The organism is Brevibacillus sp. B_LB10_24 (assembly GCF_046036945.1).
In the GTDB taxonomy this organism is placed as follows: domain Bacteria; phylum Bacillota; class Bacilli; order Brevibacillales; family Brevibacillaceae; genus Brevibacillus_C.
This window is the reverse complement of sequence record NZ_JBJQOQ010000012.1, coordinates 53,979-77,318: the sequence shown is the minus strand read 5'-3', so window position 1 is coordinate 77,318 and position 23,340 is coordinate 53,979. Positions and strand designations below refer to the sequence as shown.

Below are 23,340 nucleotides of genomic sequence, written 5' to 3'. Positions count from 1 at the left end.
TGATGTTAGTCTTTCCGGGAATCCGCCATTTCAGTCATTTTCTCAATAATTTCTTCGACGATGGAACTGACATCCCGCCCCGTCGTCTCAATCTGCAGCGGGGCAAAGTCGTATCGCCCCGCCCGTTCCTTCAGCAATTTTTGCACCCGTCCCTGTACATCGCCGACCAATAGCGGCCGATCCGAATGTCCGGACAGCCGCCGGACAATTTCCTCTTCTGCCGCCCGTACATTGACGACCAGGCCGGATTCCATCATTCGCTTTACGTTCTCCATACTGAGCACGGCCCCGCCACCGGTAGAGATCACCAGCCCGTTTTGCTGCAGCAGCCGGGCGAGCACGTCCGATTCAAGCTGGCGAAAGAAGGGTTCTCCTTCGTCACGGAAGATGTCGGGGATGGTTCTGCCATCCGCCTCTACGATGGCCTCATCCAAGTCGACATGGCGTCGACCCAGAGCCTGCGCCAGTGCTTTTCCCACTGTCGATTTACCCGTCCCGGTAAATCCGATGAAAATAATGTTGTCCATACTTCAACGCCTCAGTTCTTTACAACGTCTATCCGCACAGTCTTTGCATCGGCATCGTAACGAACCCGGTACTTCATGACTTTTTCAAAAAAGTCAAGCGGGACCATTAGCTGCCCATTCGCCTTCAATGTCTTTGCGGAAAGCTGATATGTTTGTTTATCCCAGGTTACATCCGGTGAATTTTCGCTCAGCCGCAATTCCCTTCCGTCTGCCTTCAGCAGCAATTCTCCCGGATGCGGGCCGGCGGACATCTCAAATCCAACCTTTTTCATGATCTCGGCAAGCGGCAGGTACACGGTCTTGCCGTGCTCCCGCGCCGGTGTGGCCGGATAAAAAATCATGTCGTTGATCACCGTACCGACGTAGCGCTCTACCTGCAGCGGCAGAAACGGGTTGCGATTTGGCTGCGCCGCATTCGGCACGAAGTACTGTGCCTCCCCGTTCAACGTCTGGCTGAGGGCTTGGTCGAGGTGGGCCGGGCCGATGACTTTTCCCTGGTAATTGCGCTGGACTCGCTTGAGGAACTGGCTAAATTGCTTGTCGCCGATCTGTTGGCGCAGGCGGTGGTACAGCATCGCCCCTTTGGAATACCAGGTCCAGTCAAACTCGTTGTAGCTGCTGAACTGGACCAAATGCTTCGCCAGCGATCCGTCGGGATAATGCTGGGACAGCTTGGACGTCTCGAGAGCGTATTCCGTCAGCAGCTGGTCGGCGGCGGCCTGACCATGGCGCTTTTTCAGGTAAAAATACACGCTTGCCTCTACAAGCCCTTCATCCAGCCAGCTGTGAATCGGCTTGAGCGTCGCCACGCTGTTGTACCACCACAGATGGGCGATTTCGTGCGGCAGCCAGTGGTCCACCCGCTTTTGGGCAAACAAGTCACGGGAGAATATCGCCATGTTTGCGTACTCCATCGCGTACACTGTGCATCCTCCCGTCTCCGCGACCGCCGCGTGCGGGTAGGCAAGCTCGCCAAACTGCTCACTGTAGGCCGAAAATGCCGTGCCGGCAATCTCTTTTATCTGCTTCAGGCGGACCGGGTCGGCAGATGCAATGTCAACCGTCAATTTCGGGCTGACCTGCACGCTTTCGATCTGGTAGTTCGGACTGCCAACCAGCGCAAAATTGAGCACGCGGCGGGCAGTATAACGCACCTCCTGCTTGCCGTCCGACACCGGTTTCCCCTCTCCTCTGCCCCAGGAGGACACCCAGCGATAGGCCCCCGGCGACACAAACGATACGTCATAATCGGCGTACTGGTAAAAAAACGGATCGCCGTAGCCGACCGGTTTTGGCGGTTCGTACCACTGGTTTTGCTGATTGAGGGAGCCGAGCATCGGATACCAGTTGGTCAGCGTCCAGATATTCTCCCTCATGCCAAACCGGGTGCATCCGCGCGGCACCTTTGACCGAAAGGCGATCTGCAGCGTCAGCCTGCCAGACGCCTCTTCCTTCGGAGGCTTCAGAGTCACAATGGCTCCGCGCCGCTGAAAGACCGCAGGCTTGTCCCCCACCTGCAACGAAGTGATCGTGATCGGACTCCAGGTATAGTCGTATATGTACAAGAAAATCTCGGCCGTCTTCGGATTGTCAAATTGCAGCGTCATGCTGCCGGTAATCTCGCTCTCATCCGGGTTCAGCTCCGCCTTGATCTGGTAGACCGGATGCAGTTCTTTTACCAATGAGGGAAGCGGCGGGTTGTAGCCAAAGGGATCCGCCCCTGTGTAACCGGCTGTCTGACGCGGCTTTTGGCTGTCCAGCCAGGCGGCGATGACAGGCCACTTGAACACGATGGCAGCAGCGGCGAAGACCACGAAAATGGTAAGGCATAGCAATAAGCTCGTCCGTTGAATCGGTTTCATGCAAATCTCCCGTACATCTCTATATCTCTCGAAATACTCTCTTCATTGTAGCAAAGATTTCCGGTACAAACTGCATTTTGTTGTTCCGCTTATTTGACAGGAGCGGGACGCGACTTGGGATAGCCATGCGTCTGACGGTACTGCTTTCGTTCGGCGGTAAAGTCAAACCACTGCTTGTCGCTGCCGGGATGATTGGCGTGGTGAATCACGCAGCGAAATTGATCTTCTACACAAGGGTCAATCCGCACCCCCAGATTCTGCTCGAGGCGGTCAAACAGCTCTGGCCCGCTTGTTTTTACAGCCTCCTCTATCGAGTACAGACCCAAATCCCGTGTCAGGTTGCAGGCCAACTCATATCCGATGGAAGGAATTTGCTGAAAAGCTGCCATCGCTTTTACATACCTTGCCCGTTCCTCCGAGACATCCATAATCCGCATGAGATCATGCAGATCTTGTTTATGGATCTCCCGCAATTTTAGTTTGCACGTTCTCAGAGCAGCGCGTTCCGCTTGTGTCAGCGGCAGCTTGGGGCTTTTGTCTTTGTCCAAACTTCATCCCACCTAGAAAGGGTAGAGGTGACTCGGAAGAAATCGGAGTCACCTCGATCGATCAACTTGAAATAGGCTCCACGCTGACACCGTGCTCCTTGGCCCAGCGGTGCAGCTCTTTTAAAAACAGCAGCGTGTCAGGACTTTCAATGTGAACGCAGAGCGTATCGGCGACCAGCTCAATCGTACTGCCGTCAACCGTGCGAACTTTTTGTTCCAACACCAGCTGGCTGGTCTGAGCCAGCTGCTCTTCCTTGCTGATCAAGACGCTTCCTTCCAATTCGCGAGGAGCCAGCCTCCCTGTCGGCAGGTACGCCCTGTCAGCAAACACTTCCTCCGCGACAGCAAGTCCGTACTCCAAGCCTACATGGACCAGCGAGCTGCCGGACAGAGCATAGAGGACAAGTTCTTCGTTGATATCCGTGACTGCACGAACGACCGCTTCGGCCAGCTCCGGCCGCTCCGCCGCTTCGTTGTACAGAGCCCCGTGCAGCTTGACGTGATGGAGCTTCCCGCCCAGCCCCCGGGTAATCCCGTCAAGTGCGGCCACCTGGTACAGCACCAGCTCGTACACTTCCCGCGCCGACAAAGCCATCGAGCGCCGGCCAAACCCCTGTACGTCGGGATAACCCGGATGGGCGCCGACCATCACATTGTTCCGCAAAGCCGCTTCCACCAGTGTACAGATGACGTGTGGATCGCCGGAGTGAAAGCCACAGGCGATATTTGCCGAGGTAATCCACTTGAGAATGCCCAAGTCTTCCTTCAGCCGATAACGGCCAAATCCTTCTCCCATATCACAGTTAATATCAAGTCTCATCTATTCACCCTCCGCATTTTTGACATTCTATGTAAACGCATTCATCCTTGATCTTTGTGTTCCCTTAGGATATCACAGATTGGCCAAATCTGGAAGAAAAACGCAGAGGGGGAACAAAAAGCTGCCCGGACAGGCAGCCAGTGATCGTCGAAAGACAACAGATTTACTTGCCCAGGCTTCCGCTGGTCTCAGTCAGAAGCGTCTCGGTTAAAGCCATCAGCTGTGTCTTCTCCAGCTCGTAATCGAACTCTTTTGCCCGATCCGGTTTTGCATTGTTGTAAACCGTTGGGATTTCATGCCGATGCGAACGCTCCACCCTGGTGACAAAGTGCAGGCGTTCCATCGTTTTGATCGTCTCATCCAGCGAGTTGGCATCGACGTACATCGCCACGTAGTTTAAGCGCTTGGAGATATAGTGAATGGTTCCAAATTTCCGCAAATTTTTAGCCGCACGCGGGTGCTTTACCCAGACGGCCAATCCCAGTCGTCTTTCCCTCATTTTCTCATTGAACCCCTTCCTCATCTGGTCACATGCATGGCGCGCCGCCTAAAACGGCAGGAGCGCGGCCGGCGAAAACGAACCGGCCATCGCTGTGTTCTGCTTCCGGTAAAATGGTCTGGCAGCTGTCCCGCAGGGACGAGCCAGACCAAAATGCCGTTACGCCCGTGTGCTGCACCCGCAGCTTCCGCCGCTGCCGCAGCCGCTTGCCTTAGCCTCCAGAATGGGATTGTTGCTCGGTACCTTAATCTCTGGCGAGACGGCGTCGGCGATCAACCGGCCAACACTGTACAGCATCTCGTCCAGCTTGTTTTCCGCCCGTTTAAAATTCTGGACGGAGTCAAGCATTTCCAGCGAACGCTTCAACTGCCGCAACTCTGCGGAAACTTTATGAAAATCGGGATGGTACTTCCCGAATCGCTGCACTTCTTCAAACTGCACCTTCTTGCGTTCAAACAGATGCAGCAGGCGCTGTGCTTCCTCATCTTGCTCCATGGCCTGTTTGGCCTGGAGGTATGCGGAGACTTCACATGAACTGTTGATCATGTCGGCCAGCGCGTAACTTTGGCTGAGCATCTCCGCCATGTCAAGCGGCTCAATCGTCTGGATCATGTGCGACCCCCCTTGTGATATGATGCACATCCTATTTTAACACGAAACCATGGATTTGTAACAGTTTCCCGCGCAAAAAGGAAGTGTTTGCCTGCTCAATGTTGAACGTAGTCCGGCAGCAGCATGCGCACCCGCTGAATGTCATCAAGCCGGAGCCTGCTTTTGCCTGCTCCTGTATCCAGGGTGACATGCCAATAGCCCAGCTGGATGTCCACCTTGACCGGAACCCCCTCCTGTTCCGTGCCTGCCGCCAATTGAACGCGGACTGTCAGCTGCAGTTCCTCCGCCCGCTTCAACAAGTCCCGAAGTGTCTGCGGATGGTAGGATTGGTAATGCTGCGTCCAGATTCGCGGCAATCGGGACAACTGCGGCGCTCCGTCCGACGGGTCGGGAAAGACGTTTTCCACCTGATATCCGTCCCACGGCAGCGCGATCGCCAAAAGCCCGTTTTGGGTGTCATCGGCGTCAGGCCGGGCTGATGTTGGGCGGCCCTCCCCTGCTTCCAACGGCCGGAAACCGCGGATGAGGCCTGCTTGCGGCTCATACCCGCACTGGCGCAGCATAATGAGCAGCTTCTCTTCCTGTCGTTCATCAATCAGGAAATCAGTCTCGGAGATGATCTCGCCAAGGAATGGCTGCATGCTTTGCAGCTCTCGCAGTTCCTGCAGAATTCCGGCATGGGCTGTCCGCACCCGGATGCAGCGTTCCATTTGAATTTGTCTCGCATCCCTTGCCCAATTTTTCACCTGCTGCAAAATCGCATCGGGCAACGGATAGGGACAGGCCGACTGCAGAAAAGAGAGAATCTGCCTTTCCGCCCCTCCGCCTCCGATATAGGATTGAACCTTTGCCGGCTGCAATGTACATTGCACCATCTCGCCTTCAAACGAAAAGTCGCCCAATCGGCCGAGCTCCCACAAATCACGCAGCGGAACAGTCGGCGCGGCGATGACTACTCCGGTCGGCTCTACATACCACAAAGACGATTCGCTCCCTTCGGCGAGCAGCGGATTCCACCGCCAAAACAGCTCCTGGTCCTGATCCAGGCCTAACTGTACAAAGCCAAAGCCCAGCAACGGGTGCAGCCAGGCGGCTTTCAGCAGAGCATCCGCGTCATCCGGCAGCCGAAATCCCAGTGTACGCAGGCGCTGCAGCAGTTGCGAAACCGATCGCCAGCCGCTATCCCGGCAGCGCTTCATTTCAAACGAACAGGCTTCCAGCCAAGGCTGATGCGGGAGGTAGTAGCGTTCCGCCAGCCGGTAAATGTCCATAAGCCGCTCCGCTGCAGACAGCCCCAGCCACTCGTCCACCTTGGCTTGGTTCAACCCGATCTGCTTTTCATCTGCGCTCAGCAGCTGCAAGCGGAAGGCCATATCGAGCAGGACCGCAATCGCGACAGGATACGGCTGCTTGCGTCCGTCGCCGCCGAGTCGGTCGGCCATGGTACCCACGTGCTCATCACTGAGCGATACCTGGATTGACAATTTTTGGATAAAGCGTTGATGAATCGTCCTCCGCTTGGTCAGCGCGGGCTGTTGGTCGCGTACCAGCTGCAGGCAGGCAAACAAATCCAGATGTATTCCCCGCCCTCCTGTAGTATAATAGGAGAGCGTTTGAATGTGATTGTTGCAGTGTAGTTCCGTCTTTCCTTGCTGATCGAGCAAGGGGAGAAAGGTGCGGCGAATCTCTTCGGGAACAAAGTAGCCCACCTCGCTCCACAGCTTTCGAACCGTTAGAACGATCCCCAGCCTGCGCAGCCGAGTCAAGCCAACAGACAACCTGGCGTGTCTTGCATGTGACAGGCTTTCCCATTGTCGTTTAGTCAAGAAGCCTTTGGCCGCTTCGAGGAGAAACAGTCTTACGACGTCGCGTTCGACATCGTGCAATGCCTGCCATAAGCGCGTCAGATAGCACTCGTCTGTCAGACGTTCTGCCAGCGCAGCCTTGCTGTTCTCCTGCAAGCGTCGATTTTGTTCCTCGACAATCGCCTGCTGCGTCGAATCAGATAGCATGGACAAGCATGTCGAAAGGTTCATTGGGACACCTCGCATTACGCATCATGTCATGATCTTACATGTCCCGGCCGTTTTTGCCAAGGGCAGGCTGCTAAACGACCTTAATCACGAGGAGGTAATGGAATGAATATATATCTTTCAATGATACTCGCCGCCTCATTGGCGGTATTCGGAGGAGCATCCGTCATGTCTGAAACCAATCAGCCCCAGCACTCTCAAGGGCAAACTGCGGGAAGCTACCAAGTCGTTCAGCCCCCCTATTCCGACGCTTTGCAGCCTGTCTACAAGCAGGTGAAAGAGGCCGGCGGTTACCAAGTGGTTCACGCTGATCAGCAAACCTACGTCGTCATCGGGTTGGGACAACGCCCAACCGGCGGGTACAGCCTGCAAGTGGACAAAGTAGAGCAGTCTGCCGATGGAACCTGGCAGGTCCACGTCCACGAGTCTAAGCCCGCCCCTGGCAGCATGAAAACGCAAGTCCTGACCTACCCGACGCTGGTCGTCTCGCTGCCGAAAGCGGACGCCCAGGCCAAAGTCGTCTTTTCGTCTTAATACAACCGTGAAAAGCAGAGGTGCTTTGTCCTCTGCTTTTTTCGTTGGTTACGGTTTTACGCTGATCTGAAACGCCTGCTTCACTCCGTATGATTCATGATTGTTGTGCGCCAGTTCGATCACGACCTGATGTTTTCCCGGCGGGATCTCGTCAAGTACATATTCCTTGTCAAAAATTTTCGCTGTTTTTTTGCCGTCCAGATAGAGTACGGCGTGCCCTTCTCCCGCTTTGTTTTCTTTGCCCATGTTGTCGAGCGAGAAGGTAAAGCGCGACACCTCCAGCTTGAGGTGCAAGCTGTTTCCCTTCAGCGAGTGCTTGACGGCGAGCGTTGGCCCCTGCTCTTCCAGAATCAGGCCTGCGGCGTCTAACGGAACCGCGGAGACAGCCGTACCGGCGAGGATCAACCCGAGCATTGCTTGCCGCATCAGCTTTTTGCCATTCATGTTTAAAAGGGCCCCCTTTCCATGTGCATTCTTACACATAGGGTGCCCAAATATTTCTTTTAGATTCTGCAATCGGTTATGAATAAAGCCAGCCCTGGTGTCTGATGAAAATCATGTTTGGCTTCTTCATCGGTCCTTGTAAGTATTTCTTCGTAACAAGGTTGCCTGTCCTACAACTATATTTTCATGAAAGGAAAAGATTGACAGAACAAAAAATCAAATGATAGAATACGCTCTGCAATCAGGCGCCCGAAAAGGAAAGGGAGGATGAATCAGATGTCTGCGCAGAATCATCATATAGTCAAAGTAGTTCCTTACAGCTCCAAGTGGTCTCTGGAATTTGAAAAAGAGAAAAACCGGCTGCTTGAGATCCTGAACCCTCACATCGTTGCAATTGAACATATTGGAAGCACCTCCATCCCCAACCAAGAGGCAAAACCAATCATCGATATGTTCGCCGGTGTTCAAAAATTGCTTCATGAACAGGTCTATGCGGACTTGCTTGGTCACTCGGGTTACCGCTATGTTGAAACCGGCATGACCGAGCGGCATTTTTTTGTAAAAGAATTCGCAGGTCTGCGTACACATCATTTGCATATCATGTCGATCGAGGGATTCCATGAAAGAAATGAATTGCTATTTCGAGACTACCTCTGTCACCATCCTCATTTAATAAAGGAATACGGCGAACTGAAACGCGCGTTGGCTGAACAATATCACTCCGACAATGAGGGCTATACAAAGGCAAAAACTGCCTTTATACAGCATGTTGTCGATCTGGCTCGAGCTGAACGGGGACTCCCTCTTCAAAAAGTATGGGAATAGTTGTTATCATCACGATCCTGCCCTCAGATGAGAAAAGGCAGCCGATTAACTTGCCGGCTGCCGTCGTATCATTATTATAACAAACCGATTGTGGAATAGATGATTTATATTAATTTAGAATTAACTTCATGCCTTCATGGCTGGAGGTAAAGCCTAATTTTTCATAAAAACGGTGGGCATCTTTACGGTCTTTATCAGTAGTTAACTGTACAAGACCGCAACCTTCGGATTTTGCTATTGCAATTGCTTCACGAAATAAAGCTTCTCCAACCTTTTGACCTCTGTAATTTTTATCAACACGCACTCCCTCAATTTGCGCCCGTTTCATCCCTAGCCTGGCTAGTCCAGGGATAATTGTTAACTGTAAGCAACCTATCACGATTTCATCTTCCATAACTAATAAGATTTGATTACCACTTTGATCTTCAATTGCCGAGAAGGCATTATAATAAGCCTCTGGTAAAGGGTCTTCATATTTCTCCCGTTTGGACCCCAGTTCATCATCTGCTAATAAGCGCACAATTTCTTTTACATCTCTTTTCGTCGCCATTCTAAACTCCATTTACATCTATTCCCCTTTCTTTTTTATAGATCTCTCATATAATACGAAGACAATCCTTTCCCTGAAGGAGGAAAACGATTGTTACATTTACAAAGGCTATTATTGAACGCTCCTGGTAAGTGGGATGTCGGCCATGGTTAGTAGTCCTGTTTTATCAGTAAATTGAAGAGTTTTAGCGGTATTCGTTACGATGTTAACTGTAGCGGTATCTCCAAATATCCCATTTGGTACCACGAATTCCACGGTTCCCATATCTCTCGTTTCCAGAACGATCCGATCCTCCTGCGTGATATCTACTGACATGATTAGATCCAATTCGATACTGATTCCTCTCGCCGTCGAACCACGAGAGACTTGATGAAGCCCGCTTACTTCATTTTTACACAGCGGCCCAAGCGCTAACGTTGTGTCTTTGTCAGAGATTATTGGCTCAATGCTGTTTTGTACCTCGATAAGAGTCAAATTTAGCCCATGTGCGATAAGACGGAGCGACTCTTCAAGACCGACATGGCCAATACGATCATTTTGAGCCAGGTCGTTGAAAGCTTCTTTTGTCATCCCGATTCCCACTTTTTTTTGCAGTGGAATGCGGCGTTTGGAGACATCAACTTTTCTGTAGACTGTAATTTTTGACAATGTTTGCGTCACTGAAGTTGCGAATAATGTTAGCGTATCCATGATATATCCTGGGTTTACTCCAGTACCAATTACAAATTGCTGTTTATCACGGGCATATTGGTCAATTTCAGAAGATAATTCGGGATAGCGATGCCAAGGAAAAGACAGTTGTTCACAAGTGGATACAACGGAATATCCGTGATCGAGCAGTTGTTTCAGTTGAGGCCACACCTGTTCCAGATTAGACCCCGTTGCGTGAAGAGCTATCTTAGGTCCATCAATTGACGAAGTGTCGATTTCTTCCAAGGTTCGAACTACATTCACGCCAATGCATTGAGCGCCAGCTAATTCTCCAGCGTCTTTACCAAGCTTTTGCGGATCGATATCCACGGCGCCAATCAGTTCGATCGAATCAGACTGAAGAATACCTTGCAGCATCTTGATGCCGATGGGGCCTAGACCGTACGATATCACATTCATTTTTGAGTTGCTCATGAGTTTGTACTCCTCCTTGGATAAGTGTCAGACCCAATGTAACATCGCCTTGTAGAAAGCTAAAATACGAAAAAATGATATATATATAATCTATGATTATAAAATTGAAGTAAAAACGCATCCTTCCTTATGGAAAGATGCGATACGTTTACGTGAAATTTTTGATAGGCGAAAGGTATAGGTATGATTGGTTTATTTCATCATTTCATCTAATATACGGATAGCATCTTCTACAATAACAGGAACATTTGCAGAATTCCAGACGACTGATATGGAACTAAGAAGAGAGAGATTTTTTAAGGAAATGGCTTTGATTCGATAGGATTGCAGCAACTCAAGCATGTCTTGGGGAAGCAAAGTAATCCCTATGCCATTCGAGATCAGGTTTGCTATGGTAAGAATCTCCGGACCGGAACCAATCGTTTTCGGAATGAAACCCGCAGTCAAGCATGCGTGCTCTAGTAAAAAATAGAGAGACGGTGAATGTTTTGCGTCATAATGTAAAAAAGTCTCGTTCTTTAATTCAAGGAGATCGATCTCATCCTGGTCGGCGTATGGATGGTCGCAGGATAACGCCGCTTGAAGCGGATGTTTGGTAAACTCCATCCAATCCAAAGGTTTTTGTATCGTATGCTTTAGGTCGATTGGTGTACGAATAAATGCTAGGTGATACTCGTTTTTCTGCACGAGCTCAATCGCATGAACAGAAGTGGTTTCTTTAATATAAAATTCGATCATGGGGTGCTCTTCCTTTAATTTTTGAATGAGGAAGGGCACCTTATTGCTTGCTGCGGAAGGAACGGTAGCGATGCGAATTGTCGTTTTCGGGACGGCGCCCTCTTCTTTGAGCTCAGTAATTGTTCTCTCTATAATTTCGAGGGCGGGCGATAGATTTTTAAAAAGGTACTCTCCTTCAGGAGTTAAAGATACCATACGCGTCGATCGGTGGAAAAGCTTAACGCCAAGTTCTTTTTCAAGCGCGTTGATTTGTTGGCTCAGACCGGGTTGGGATATATGAAGTTTTTGTGCAGCATGACTGAAATTTAGGTATGTTGCCACTTCAATAAAATAACGTAAGGATAAATAATTGTAGTTCATTATTGTACCAGCCTCATCGAATTTATTTAGTATCTTCGATATACAATGTGTCACAAAAATACACGCGGCGCCAGAGTCCAGTTGAATCTTGCTGGAAAACCCACTTCATGAGGCACATGATCGATAATGGTTTGTTCGAGCTGGACTTGCCGGACTTTTGTTTGTTTGATTCGTTCCTCGACCACTTTACATTCCATTTTTGTATTCTCCAAGATATATCACCCGTTCGTCTTTACCTTCGTATCAATTAATAAAAACGAATCTGTCTTTATGTCTAAAGTCCACCGACGGGTGTACCAATTCCCCTCCGCATTAACATAAGCTTTCGTTTGAAACACCATGTAAGCCGGGTTTTCGATTTCCTGCATAAACAACTCGAAATTCGTTCGCTCCTGCCACTTGATTGCAACCGGCCGCAATTCCTCGTCTCTGATGTAGAAGAACCTGGCAAAAACACCATTTGATCCGCCGTGCTGGGTGACAACCAAGAGGTCTGGTTGGCCTGGGTACCCTGATTCCACTTTATAGACCATGTTCCTGGAAGAATGAAACTCCATTTCTTCATCATCAAAGAGCATTAGTGGCTGGCCCTCCAACTGTTCCTGACCGGCTTTAACCAGGTTGATCCGATATTTTCCCCTGTAAATCCTGTCACCCTCAGATGCTCCAGACCAATCGTTTTGTTCCACATACATGCTTTCGTTTTCGGAGTAGATACGGACCGTATAAGTTTGGCCGGATGAATCATGCAGTGCAATGGAGTATCGTATATGTCCCCCCATTGTTTCTGTATGTTCTTTATCCGAAGACTTATCAGTAGTATGCAAAGAAACCATCTCGGAATGGGTGTCGTTATATTGGATTTGGGTGGATCGATCAGATAAAGTCGAGCTAATCGAGAGCCATGACATGATAGCCAGAAAAAGGGCTGAATATTTCATAAGATCCTCCTTACTATGAAACTGGAACTGATACGGCCGACAGCCTTAGTGAAATGATAAAGGGAGACAATTACTGTCTCAGTGATTAAAGATTCATCTGTCTTATTTGACGGTATGTATCGAAAAATTGTACTTCGCAAGCAAATATTTAATATTCACCAGATTTCTCCATACTTTGCGGCTGGTGACAGCTACGCTTTTAGCCCTTGTACGTAAATTTGAGCGGGAATACTACCAAGAAAGCAAATTGGTACGACTTAGCGAGGCATTTCGTATGGAAAAAATGAAGCAGTCTAAACGGATTGCATATAGACTGCTTCCTCTCTTATTGTATCGTACTCGATCGTTCAGCCATTACAATATTTCGATATAACCTTCTGTTCCATTCACGCGAATTCGTTGCCCATCTCTTATCAATTTGGTAGCATTTTCCACCCCAACAACTGCTGGCAAGCCATATTCACGTGCGATAACTGCGCCATGGGTCATTAGTCCACCAACTTCGGTGACGAGACCTTTTATGGATACAAACAAGGGTGTCCAGCTAGGGTCTGTAAAGGAGGTGACTAATATATCTCCAGCTTCCAGATTTGCATCTTCCATGTTTAAGATGACACGTGCTCGCCCCTCGATCACTCCGGAAGAAACAGGCAGACCTACAATCGCGTCGGCTGGGAGATTTTCTCGTTTATACTCTCCTGCAATGATTTCACCATCAGACGTGATAACACGTGGCGGAGTTAGTTTTTCATAGAATTTGTACTCGTCTTTTCGTTTGCTGATGATCTGGTAATCCAGTTTCTTTGTGCGTACGACTTCGTGAAGTTCTTCAAAAGTGAGATAGTAAATGTCTTCTTTTTCATGAATAACACCCACTTGTACGAGTTGTTCGGCTTCTTTCAGTAAAGCCTGCTTATAAACGAAGTAGCGATTCACCATGCCGTATTTTGGATATTCCCGATACCCGCTGAAATTCCGGATGAGGTCGATCATACTCTTTGTTTCTTTCGCTTTTTGTTCGCCATCCGGCAATTGCTTCAATCGATCTAATAACTCTTGTTCTTTTTTCAAAGCTTCCTGTCGCCCTTGCTCAAATTTCCGCTTTCCGGCATTAGGCTCAAAGTTTTTGATGTTACCCAGAATCGTGGAGACAAGTGTAATTGGTTTTTCACTCCAGCGAGTTCTAGTAATATCGATTTCTCCGGCACATCTCATTCCGTATTTGTTGAGATAAGCATAGATAGCGTCTTGGGCTTCCTGTCCACCATCAAACGTAATCAGTTCATCCAAAAAGTTATCATCTTTTACATGCTGTAAATAATCAATCACTTCCGGATAAGGACGAATCACATCTGCGACATCCAATAGCGCCAGACCCATTTCCGAAGTAATATTGTTTGGTACAGATTGAGAAAGGGTGTCTGCTGCGTTTTTTTCACCCAACCACTCCATCATTTTTTCATTGATCCATGATGAAGCATTCATAGCAGTCATAATCACTCCCGAACTTTGCGGGGCAAATAAAATCTTCTTTAATTCTTGGATATCTTCTCGAATAAAATCAAATACATCTGATCCTGATTTCGTTTGGATGTTTTGTTTTAACTCTTCTATCGATGTTTGACTACGCTTAATCAAATCAGAAACGATTGTCGGATCATTTTCGACTTGTGCTTGCAAATCCGGGAACGACATATCTTTCTTTTTACTTGGACTCTGTTCTTTTTTATCATTTGGCAACGATTTTATAAAATCTCCTCGCTCTATGATGGTCAACAGTGCGTCTTTTATGAGCGGATCCGATTTCCCCAGGGTATTTAATAAAATTTCTCTGCTGACAGGTGAAGCCAGATGATTTGTAACATCAACAAACAACCTTCCACCAGCTATGCGCATGGGTGCAGGAGTCGTTAACAGGAAAAAAGACAATCCCAGTGGTTTCATGGGGTCAGTCATCATTTGTTGGTGACCGACAGAGACGTAAACGTGATTTTCCTGATCATTTGCTTCAGGGATCGGGTATAAAGTCGTGATGGGCCGACTCTGAACAATATAAAATGTATCATCAGCCAAACACCATTCGATATCTTGCGGACAGCCAAAATAAGCTTCGATCTGTCTTCCGATGCGTGCCAGTTGTAAAATTTGTTCTTCAGTAAGGGTTTGAGTCTTTTGCTGATCAGGATCGATCTGCTGTGTCTTCGTTCCGCCTTCTTTTCGTCCAAAGATCGCCAATTTTTTGGTTGCTATCCTCTTATCGACGATTTCCCCATCGCGAACTTTATAACAATCGGCAGATACCAAGCCAGAGACCAGTGCTTCTCCAAGTCCAAAACCGGCATCGATTGATAGCAGCTTCCGGTTGGAGGTAATCGGATCAGCGGTAAATAAAATCCCTGAAGCCTGTGGGAAAACCATCCTTTGCACGATAACGGATATATAAACGTGACTGTGGTCAAATCCATTTTGCATCCGGTAGATTACCGCGCGATCCGTAAACAGGGAAGCCCAACATTTGCTGATATGCTGCAAGATGGCATCGACGCCGATGATATTTAAATAGGTGTCTTGTTGACCGGCAAAAGAGGCATGCGGCAAATCTTCAGCAGTCGCACTAGAACGCACGGCATAAGCATGTTCCTCACCAAACCGGGAGAGATAGTGAGTAACTGCGGACTCCACATCGGAAGGAATTTCTACATCCATAATGATTTGTCGAATCTTCCTGCTGATTTCACTGATTTGATCTCGATCTTCTACTTTTAGCATGGTTAGTCGATCCAACAAAGCATGGTACGTTTCGTTTTGTTCGATGGCTTTTTGATATCCCACTGTTGTAACACAAAATCCTTCTGGCACTTGTATGCCTTCAATTTTTGATAATTCCCCTAAATGTAACCCTTTTCCGCCAACGAGCAAAAGCTGCGACTTTTCCATTTCCTGAAAACCGAGAATCAAAGAACTCATTCAATATCCTCTCCTAACCCTTAAATTGAGAAAAAACATTTGACAAGAGTTCACCGGCATGATACAATAAAAGTGTAAGATGCAATACTTATGACTTAATAATTTGAAACAGTCGTGATGTGATTATATCATCATGTCTGTTTATGTGCAATATAAAAAGAACCTGGTAAAACTTTCCAGGTTCTTTTTTGATTTCATGCCATCACCCCTAGGCTCTTCGTAGAGTTCCTCAACACCACTTCCGGCTCAAACACGACCGACTCGACAGGAGTTCCCTGCTTGCAGCCCCTGCCCCTGCCGATCATCTCCAGCACCGTCTTTGCGGCGACTTTCCCCAGCTCGCTTTTCGGATGTTCGATGGTCGTCAGTTTCACTTCGGATACCTCTGCCAAAAATGAATTATCGAAACCGACGATGGATATGTCCTCGGGGACATTCATTTCTTTTTGCCTGAGCACATCCAGCAGCTTCATCACCAATTCATCGTTATAGCAAACGAGGCCTGTCAGCTTCTCCTGCGAGGACTCCAGCATCATTTTTAACACCTCGGCCGGTTTCGAGGATTTTTTGTCGGTGTGATAGGTGACGATGTTCTTGGGATTGATGGGGATGCCGTAGACCCGATGGGCTTTGATAAAGCCCTTCATTCTCTTGACGCCCTGCATGTCATCCGTCTTGAAAAAACCGGCGATATGGCGATGGCCCAATTTGATGAGATGCTCTGTTTGCAAAAAACCGCCTTTTTCATCGTCAACCACTACACTTACAGGTTCGAGCTCATCATAATAAGCATTAATCATCACGTAGGGAATTCCCAATGCTTCCAAATTCAAATAGTAGTTGATGTTCGGATTGGCCGATGCGCTTTTGGTCGCTTCGATAATCGCACCGCTGAACGGCTGCGAAAGGATCGTTTCCAGGATGCGTTTTTCCTGTTCGTGATCGTTATTCGTACTGAACAGGCTGACCTGGTAGCCTTCCTGGCTGATTTCCGCTTCGGCGCCCCGGATGATCGATGGAAAAATATAATCGGAGATATATGTCGTTATGATGGCGATCTTCTTTTGCTGATAGGCAGGGGTATCCGGAAGAATAGCCGAACGGTCCGCAACAAATGTGCCCGCTCCCTGCTCCGTGTACAGCCAGCCCTCGCTCACCAGTTCACCGATGGCAATTCGGACGGTATGGCGGCTGACGTCGAACTGTTTCATTAAATCGCTTTCGGAACTGATCTTTTGGTTTGGCGCGTACGTTCCGTCCAATATTTTCGACCGAATCCATCCTTTGACCATACTGTACTTCGTTTCAGCCACAAAACCACACCTCGTAAATAGAATATATGTTTCGCTTTTATGATCTCCAAATACCTTCGTTCATTTTTAGTTCATATCTGAGCCGATAAAGAATCGTATGTTGGTCGATGATTACGCATTCAATGTTCATCATATCAGCAAAATCATACAATTGGTCTTTCGTTACTGACAGAGAAAAAACCGTATGATGGGCACCGCCTGCATAGATCCACGCTTCCGCCGCCGCCGTCAAGGAAGGAAGCGGCTTCCAGAGCACCTTGGCAACCGGCAGTTTGGGAGTGGCGGCAGTTGGCTGAACGGCTTGTACCTCGTTGATCACAAGCCGAAAACGTCCCCCCAGCTCGACAAGCGACGCGACGATTCCATCTCCAGCCTTGCCGTCGAATACAAGTCTGGCCGGAGCTTCCTTTCCGCCAATGCCAAGAGGCCGCACGATCAGCTTGGGCTTTGTGGCTGAAACGGTTGGACAGATCTCAAGCATGTGTGAACCGAGGATCATTTCATTGCCCGGTTCGAAATGATAGGTATAATCCTCCATGAAGGAGGTATTTTGATTATCTGTAAGTATCTTTACCAGACGAGTCAAGGCAGCCGTTCTCCAGTCTCCTTCACCGGCAAAGCCGTACCCTTCGGCCATCAGCCGCTGGGCGGCAAGACCCGGCAGCTGCTTCATTCCATGCAGGTCCTCAAAATTCGTCGTAAACGCCGTGTAGCTTCCCTCTTGTAAAAAGGCCTTTAGCGCCAATTCCATACGCGCTTGTTCCTTGACGGATTCCTGCAGCGGGCCAGGCGTGAGACATTCCGGCTCCATATCGTACAACTCCCGGTATTCCGCGAAGAGCTGTTCCATTTGTTCTTCCGTGATGTCCTTCATCTTCTCTGCCAAATCGCCGATGCCGTAGTAGTCCACCGTCCAGCCAAAGGTGATATTCGCTTCGACCTTGTCCCCTTCGGTAACGGCGACATTTCTCATATTGTCGCCAAACCGGGCCACGCGAATCTTCCTGCTTTCGACCACGGCCACCGCCGTCTTCATCCACTCTCCGATTCTCTGCTGGACCTGATCATGCTGCCAGTAGCCTGCAATGACTTTTCGCGGTATTTTTACCCGCGTGACCGTATAGCCGTACTCGCGGTCACCGTGAGCGGATTGGTTGAGGTTCATAAAATCCATATCGATCGTTTCCCAAGGGATATCTCGATGAAACTGCGTATGGAGGTGGAGCAGCGGTTTTTGCAGGGATAACAAACCGGAAATCCACATTTTCCCAGGGGAAAAGGTATGCATCCAGGTGATCAGGCCTGCGCACGCGTCGTCGGCATTGGCTTCCAGCATGAGTTTGCGGATGTCGTCCGCTGTCGTTGCGACGCCTTTGCAGACGATCTCATGCGGAAGCTGTCCCATGCGGTTCAACGCATCGACAATCGTTCTCGCATTGGCATTCACTTCCGCCAAGGCGTCTTCTCCGTACAAATGCTGACTTCCGGTCACAAACCAAAATTGATGCGGCCCTGTTTGCAGCATGAAACCCCCCCTGTTCGATTCGCAATTTTCCTATTTATCCACCGGCAAAGGTCCGAAGCGATTTCAGTCTTTTCATCACATCGTTGTCACCGCGGCCAAAATAATCATGCAGCCGTTTATACTCTTCGTATAGTTTATCATAAATCGCGGCATGTTCAGGAATGGGCAGGATCACTTCTGCTTTGACCCTGGCCATATAGCCTGCGGCTTCTATGATTGTATCGTAACCACCTGCTTCTTTGCCAGCCGCAACGGCAGCAAACATCGCAGCTCCGAGCGCAGGCGTGTGCTTGGACGCAGCCACCTTGATCGGAAGATTGGTAACATCTGCATATATTTGCAATAACAGTTGATTTTTCTGGGGGAGTCCTCCGCACGCATACAATTCATCTACTTCGATACCGTTTTTCTGAAAAGCCTCCACGATCGTTCTCGTCCCGAATGCGGTGGCCTCCAATAGGGCGCGGTATATCTCTTCCGGCTTGGTTTGCAGGGTCATCCCCAGCAAGAGGCCGCCAAGCTCCGTATCGACCAGGACAGAACGATTTCCGTTCCACCAGTCAAGGGCGAGCAGGCCGCTTTCTCCCGGTCTGTATGCAGAAGCCCTCTGTTCCAGATAAGGATGGATCTCAAGGCCCTGCTCCTGCGCTGCTTGCTGCACATAGGCGGGCACCGCCTCTTCCACATACCACTCAAAAATATCACCTACAGCCGACTGTCCGGCTTCGTAGCCGTAATATCCGGGAATAATTCCATCCTCTACCACGCCGCACATTCCTTCTACTTTTTTTTCTGCCGTGCCCAGCAGCATGTGACAAATGGAGGTGCCCATCACCATGACCATTTTCCCCGGTTGGACGACACCCACCGCCGGGACGGCGGCATGGGCGTCTACATTGCCCACGGCGACGGCAATTCCTTCCGGCAATCCCGTCAGCTGCGCCATTTCTTTCGTCAGCCCGCCCGCCTTGGTTCCAAGCGGGACGACTTCCCCGCGCAGCTTGGTCGCGGTCAGGTTTTCCAGCCGCGGGTCGAGAGCGCGAAAGAACTCCTTGCCGGGATATCCGTCTTGTTTGTGCCAGATCGCCTTATAACCCGCCGTACAGCTGTTTCGGAGCAGCTTTCCCGTCAACTGCGAGACGACCCAATCCGCCGCTTCCACAAACTGATCGGTTCGATCATAGATGTCAGGAGCCTCATCCAGCACCTGCCAGACTTTTGCGATCATCCATTCAGACGAGATTTTCCCGCCGTACCGCGGCAAAAAGGCCTCGCCTCTTCGTTTGGCCGTCTCATTAATTTTATTTGCTTTGTGCTGTGCCGCATGATGTTTCCAAAGCTTTACATAACTGTGGGGATGATCCTTGTACTCATCGCGAAGGCAGAGGGGCTGCAAGCTCTCATCAACCGGCAGGATCGTACACGCCGTAAAGTCAATGCCAATCCCGATGACCAGGTTCGGATCGATTCCCGCTTGACGCAGCACGGCCGGCACCGAATGTTTGATCACCTCGAGGTAGTCTGAGGGATGCTGCAGGGCCCACTCATGTCCCAATTCAGCGGCAGAACCGGGCAAGACCGTATCGATTACGCCGTGCCGATAGGGTGTGACGTGATCAGAAATTTCTTTCCCGTCGGCAAGCGATACTAAAACCGCACGCCCCGATTGGGTCCCAAAGTCGATTCCAATGGCATATCTGGTCATCGTGTATCCCCCTGTTCTCTCTGGCCGTAATATGCATGAGCGCCGTGTTTTCGAAAAAAATGCTTTTCAAGCAAACGGGAGTTCATCTCCTCCAGCTTTGGATTCAATTGAAAGGAATGATACGCCATCTTCGCGCACTCCTCCATGACGACAGCATTGTGCACCGCGTCCAGAGCATCCTTGCCCCAATTAAACGGGGCATGGTTGTGTACGAGTACGCCCGGCATTTCATTCGGATCCAGATTCCGGAATGTTTCCACAATGAGATTTCCCGTTTCAAGTTCGTACTCGCCGGCAATTTCCTCATTGCTGAGCGGACGCGTACAGGGAATCGTTCCATGAAAGTAGTCTGCATGGGTAGTCCCTAATGCGGGTATGGCTTTGCCTGCCTGGGCCCAGGACGTCGCCCAGGGAGAATGGGTATGTACGATTCCCCCGATATCCGGAAAGTTCTTGTACAGGACGATATGGGTAGCCGTATCAGAGGACGGCCGCAAGCGGCCTTCCACGATGTTTCCGTCCAAATCGAGCACAACGAGGTCATCCCGCTTCAATTCATCATAGGATACCCCGCTTGGTTTAATGACGAGAAGTCCGGCTTCTCTGCTGATACCGCTTACATTCCCCCAGGTAAAAGTGACCAACCCGTACTTGGGAAGCAGCCGGTTCGCCTCCCAAACCTGCTCTTTCAAATCCTCCAGCACCGAACATCAACACCTTTCCAAACAGCTTGATTTTTCCCATTTGATTGTACGTATGAATTTTTCTATATTTTATTATAATTTGTACGTACATTCAACAGAGAGGTGAAAAACAGCTCCTCACGAGCAAAAAAATAGGCATCCGTGGACGGGAAGAGAAGACGCGCCCAGCTTGAAGCGGCACTCTTCTCCTACCAGCCAGTTCAGCCTTCTCCCGATTCTATCTTTCTTGTACGTACAATTTAATCAATCTCAGGTATTCGTCTGATTCTCGGGTCTGTGAATCTATCGCTCTCATCTGTGCTTTTCGTCGAAAATTCTGAGACGACCGCTCCTTCACTTCCTGCCTGAAACCAATGAAGCGTATTCGGGTAAATCGTGTACTGCTCTCCCGGCTTCAGGATGATTTCTTTGAAAACGGTATAATATGACTCGTCCCCCTGGGGCGGATGGGCCGTGCGATTTTCCGTCGCTTCGCCTTCTACATACAGATACACGGTTCCGTATCGGCAGCGAAAAGTCTCCTCTTTCCCCTCGTCAAAATCCCGTTTCGGATGTTTGTGTTCAGGGCAGGTTTGGTAGGGGAGCAAGGCAAGTTCTTTGGCGCAGACCAGATCGGTATTGACGTACGTCACCAATTGCAATCCGGTGTCTTCTATTTTGCCCAGTCCAAAATCGGCAACCTCTACCGCCTGTTTCTCAGCTTCCGTCAGGACGATATTGGCCCGCTCGAACAAAGTGAGCGCCCGCTCCCTGATGTTTTCATATTCTTCCCGCTTCACTGTTCCCGCCTCCTTGCAAAGTGAACATTTCCACTGCCTTTTTCACGTCGTTTTTGATCGCCTCTTTGGCCACGGCGGTAAAGTCGTGGTAGAACAGATTGGCCGTGCGATCGATGTAGTCTTTGACCGCGTGGGCGCCCGCCTTCGCCGCGTAGCTGTAATAATTGATCTTCCTCACTCCGCGGCGGATCGCCTGGACGTATTCTTCTCTGCTTAAACCGGAACCGCCGTGCATGACAACCGGCCTTTGAATGTTTTCGTAAATGGCCGCAAGCCGTTCAAAATCGAGATTGGGTTCCGTTACGTAAATGCCGTGTACCGTGCCAAATGAGGCTGCCAGCGCATCGATCCCCGTCTGTTCGACAAAGTCTTTCGCCAATGCCGGGTCCGTGTAGTAATCCTCAGGTTCACTCGGGGATATCTCATGCCCTCCCTTCGTTTCCTCCCCTCCGATGCCGGAAGAGGTCAATACGCCCAGTTCGGCTTCCACTGAAACGCCGCGTTGATGGGCGTACGCTACGACTTCTTTTACTGTTCTGACATTATCCTCGTAATCCATGTGCGAAGCATCGATCATGACAGAACTGAAGCCGATGTCGATCGCTTGCTTGACGATATCCAGATGGGATCCGTGATCGAGATGGACCGCTACAGGAACGCTGGCCCTTTTGGCAAACTCGACCAATATAGGGCCCATTACCTCCAGCGGGACAATTTCGTTATGTACCTCTGCATGCGACAGGATCACGGGCGCTCCCAGTTCCTCCGCCGCTTCTATGGCCGCCCGCGCGGACTCCAGGGTAGGTGAATTAAAAGCTCCGACGGCATAGTTTCCCGCATCAGCCTTGGTCAACAATTCACGCAACGTGACTAGCATCTGATCCTCTCCTTTAGATGCTTATTTGATCTTTTTTCGGATATGCTTCATACATCTGGCATAATTCTGCATAGCTTTTGATTCCTGACGTGCTGTCCTCTTCTAACAGCGATGACGCGGCGGCGGCAGTACCCAGCTTCATCGCTTCGGGAAGGTCGTACCCCTGCAGGGCGCCGTATAAAACCCCGGAAGCATAAGCATCACCCGCCCCAACCGAGCCCTTGATGCACTGCTTCTCAAGATGCAGCGAAGGGATGCTGGTAAACTCTCGGCCATCATATCCAAAACCGCCTTCGGGAGCATGGATCACCACCCAGTCCTTGACTCCCCATTCCTTCAATCGGCTGAGCACCCGTTTGATATCCTGCGTGAGCAAAGCGCCCGCGGAATCCCTCAAGCTGATACCTGTGCTTTTGCCCGCCTCCAGTTCGTTGACGATACAGTAGTTGGCATACTTCAAGCTGGGAGGCACGACACGGGCATACCGGTCGCTGTTCTCGCTGACGATATCGATCGAGGTCTTGATGCCTGCATCTTGCGCCCGTTTTAAGACTTTTGCCATCTTCGTTCCGTATTCACTGTCTGGTTGATCCAAAGCATCCAACAACAGCAAATATGCGACGTGCAGGATCTTCGCCTGCAGGTTTGCAACATCGATCGTATCCTCGTCAAAGAGAACCGAATTTCCCTTGTAGGTAAAAAAGGTGCGGCTGTGATCGGAACTGTCGTCGATCACATCGGTAAACGGCGTATCCCCCACCACTTTTACCTGCCTCAAGTCAATATTTCGATACTGGCCTAATTGCTCTCGCAAAAAACGGCCTTTTTCATCTTCGCCAAGCAAGGCGATGACTTCAATTGGCAAGTTGGGGTCGATTTTGGCCAGGGAGACAGAACAATTCGAAACGGCCCCGCCGGTCGACCTTTTTATGCTTTGGATGACGGTAAGCTCAGATTTGCCGGGGTACCGGTCGATTTTTTTAATTTCATCGACGGCAATCGTCCCCGCTACTGCAATTCCCTTTCTCACATGAATCACCTGCCTCGTTCAC

At 49.8% G+C, this 23,340-nt stretch carries 22 protein-coding genes; 2 read left to right on the top strand and 20 right to left on the bottom strand.

Features of this window, described 5'->3' with window-relative positions:
* Positions 1 to 5: 5 nt before the first annotated feature.
* The 7 genes from ACI7RC_RS13170 to ACI7RC_RS13140 form a co-directional block, all read right to left on the bottom strand.
* On the bottom strand, positions 6 to 527 hold the full coding sequence (locus ACI7RC_RS13170) for a shikimate kinase (protein WP_408108705.1): 522 nt from the start codon (positions 525 to 527) through the stop codon (positions 6 to 8).
* A gap of 11 nt (positions 528 to 538) precedes the next feature.
* Entirely contained in the window at positions 539 to 2,389 is a 1,851-nt protein-coding gene (locus ACI7RC_RS13165; protein ID WP_408108704.1) for a M1 family aminopeptidase, read from the bottom strand.
* An 89-nt stretch (positions 2,390 to 2,478) separates the two neighbouring features.
* Positions 2,479 to 2,937, bottom strand: a complete 459-nt coding sequence (locus tag ACI7RC_RS13160) for a helix-hairpin-helix domain-containing protein (protein ID WP_408108703.1) — start codon at positions 2,935 to 2,937, stop codon at positions 2,479 to 2,481.
* A gap of 61 nt (positions 2,938 to 2,998) precedes the next feature.
* Positions 2,999 to 3,757 (bottom strand): LamB/YcsF family protein, encoded by a 759-nt coding sequence (locus ACI7RC_RS13155; protein WP_408108702.1) that lies wholly within the window; start codon positions 3,755 to 3,757, stop codon positions 2,999 to 3,001.
* 163 nt (positions 3,758 to 3,920) lie between these two features.
* Positions 3,921 to 4,256, bottom strand: coding sequence for a YlbG family protein (locus ACI7RC_RS13150; protein WP_408108701.1), 336 nt, complete (start codon positions 4,254 to 4,256; stop codon positions 3,921 to 3,923).
* A gap of 159 nt (positions 4,257 to 4,415) precedes the next feature.
* Positions 4,416 to 4,868 (bottom strand): YlbF/YmcA family competence regulator, encoded by a 453-nt coding sequence (locus ACI7RC_RS13145; RefSeq protein WP_408108700.1) that lies wholly within the window; start codon positions 4,866 to 4,868, stop codon positions 4,416 to 4,418.
* A gap of 95 nt (positions 4,869 to 4,963) precedes the next feature.
* Positions 4,964 to 6,904 carry a tudor domain-containing protein gene (locus ACI7RC_RS13140; RefSeq protein WP_408108699.1) on the bottom strand — a complete coding sequence of 647 codons (1,941 nt, stop codon included), beginning with the start codon at positions 6,902 to 6,904 and terminating at the stop codon, positions 4,964 to 4,966.
* Between the two features lie 102 nt (positions 6,905 to 7,006).
* Between ACI7RC_RS13140 and ACI7RC_RS13135 the strand changes: the two genes are divergently transcribed.
* A complete protein-coding gene (locus tag ACI7RC_RS13135) occupies positions 7,007 to 7,435 on the top strand; it encodes a protease complex subunit PrcB family protein (protein WP_408108698.1) in 429 nt (142 codons plus the stop codon).
* Positions 7,436 to 7,483: 48 nt separating this feature from the next.
* On the opposite strand, the gene ACI7RC_RS13130 is transcribed toward ACI7RC_RS13135, so the two are convergent.
* Positions 7,484 to 7,879 carry a hypothetical protein gene (locus ACI7RC_RS13130; protein WP_408108697.1) on the bottom strand — a complete coding sequence of 132 codons (396 nt, stop codon included), beginning with the start codon at positions 7,877 to 7,879 and terminating at the stop codon, positions 7,484 to 7,486.
* Positions 7,880 to 8,155: 276 nt separating this feature from the next.
* On the opposite strand from ACI7RC_RS13130, the gene ACI7RC_RS13125 reads away from it, so the two are divergent.
* Positions 8,156 to 8,704, top strand: a complete 549-nt coding sequence (locus ACI7RC_RS13125) for a GrpB family protein (RefSeq protein ID WP_408108696.1) — start codon at positions 8,156 to 8,158, stop codon at positions 8,702 to 8,704.
* Between the two features lie 109 nt (positions 8,705 to 8,813).
* Here the strand turns inward: ACI7RC_RS13125 and ACI7RC_RS13120 are convergent, their stop codons facing one another.
* The 12 genes from ACI7RC_RS13120 to ACI7RC_RS13065 all read right to left on the bottom strand — a co-directional run bounded on the left by ACI7RC_RS13120 (position 8,814) and on the right by ACI7RC_RS13065 (position 23,318).
* Entirely contained in the window at positions 8,814 to 9,266 is a 453-nt protein-coding gene (locus ACI7RC_RS13120; RefSeq protein ID WP_408108695.1) for a GNAT family N-acetyltransferase, read from the bottom strand.
* A 99-nt stretch (positions 9,267 to 9,365) separates the two neighbouring features.
* Positions 9,366 to 10,379, bottom strand: a complete 1,014-nt coding sequence (locus ACI7RC_RS13115) for an NAD(P)H-dependent amine dehydrogenase family protein (RefSeq protein WP_408108694.1) — start codon at positions 10,377 to 10,379, stop codon at positions 9,366 to 9,368.
* Positions 10,380 to 10,571: 192 nt separating this feature from the next.
* Complete coding sequence (locus ACI7RC_RS13110; RefSeq protein WP_408108693.1) at positions 10,572 to 11,477, bottom strand: LysR family transcriptional regulator; 906 nt, start codon at positions 11,475 to 11,477, stop codon at positions 10,572 to 10,574.
* Positions 11,478 to 11,695: 218 nt separating this feature from the next.
* Entirely contained in the window at positions 11,696 to 12,418 is a 723-nt protein-coding gene (locus tag ACI7RC_RS13105) for a hypothetical protein (protein WP_408108692.1), read from the bottom strand.
* A gap of 354 nt (positions 12,419 to 12,772) precedes the next feature.
* A complete protein-coding gene (ppsA, locus tag ACI7RC_RS13100; protein WP_408108691.1) occupies positions 12,773 to 15,385 on the bottom strand; it encodes a phosphoenolpyruvate synthase in 2,613 nt (870 codons plus the stop codon).
* A 194-nt stretch (positions 15,386 to 15,579) separates the two neighbouring features.
* Positions 15,580 to 16,698: a GntR family transcriptional regulator gene (locus tag ACI7RC_RS13095; RefSeq protein ID WP_408108690.1), complete on the bottom strand. Its 1,119-nt coding sequence runs from the start codon at positions 16,696 to 16,698 to the stop codon at positions 15,580 to 15,582.
* A gap of 37 nt (positions 16,699 to 16,735) precedes the next feature.
* Positions 16,736 to 18,223 carry an L-arabinose isomerase gene (gene araA, locus ACI7RC_RS13090; protein WP_408108689.1) on the bottom strand — a complete coding sequence of 496 codons (1,488 nt, stop codon included), beginning with the start codon at positions 18,221 to 18,223 and terminating at the stop codon, positions 16,736 to 16,738.
* A gap of 34 nt (positions 18,224 to 18,257) precedes the next feature.
* Positions 18,258 to 19,928, bottom strand: a complete 1,671-nt coding sequence (locus ACI7RC_RS13085; RefSeq protein WP_408108688.1) for a ribulokinase — start codon at positions 19,926 to 19,928, stop codon at positions 18,258 to 18,260.
* Positions 19,925 to 20,632 carry an L-ribulose-5-phosphate 4-epimerase gene (gene araD / locus ACI7RC_RS13080; protein WP_408108687.1) on the bottom strand — a complete coding sequence of 236 codons (708 nt, stop codon included), beginning with the start codon at positions 20,630 to 20,632 and terminating at the stop codon, positions 19,925 to 19,927. The genes ACI7RC_RS13085 and araD overlap by 4 nt, the downstream gene beginning before the upstream one ends.
* A gap of 239 nt (positions 20,633 to 20,871) precedes the next feature.
* Positions 20,872 to 21,411 carry a D-lyxose/D-mannose family sugar isomerase gene (locus ACI7RC_RS13075; protein ID WP_408108686.1) on the bottom strand — a complete coding sequence of 180 codons (540 nt, stop codon included), beginning with the start codon at positions 21,409 to 21,411 and terminating at the stop codon, positions 20,872 to 20,874.
* Positions 21,392 to 22,288: a class II fructose-bisphosphate aldolase gene (locus tag ACI7RC_RS13070; protein WP_408108685.1), complete on the bottom strand. Its 897-nt coding sequence runs from the start codon at positions 22,286 to 22,288 to the stop codon at positions 21,392 to 21,394. Before ACI7RC_RS13070 ends, ACI7RC_RS13075 begins: the two co-directional genes overlap by 20 nt.
* A gap of 13 nt (positions 22,289 to 22,301) precedes the next feature.
* On the bottom strand, positions 22,302 to 23,318 hold the full coding sequence (locus ACI7RC_RS13065; protein WP_408108684.1) for a carbohydrate kinase family protein: 1,017 nt from the start codon (positions 23,316 to 23,318) through the stop codon (positions 22,302 to 22,304).
* Positions 23,319 to 23,340 lie beyond the last annotated feature (22 nt).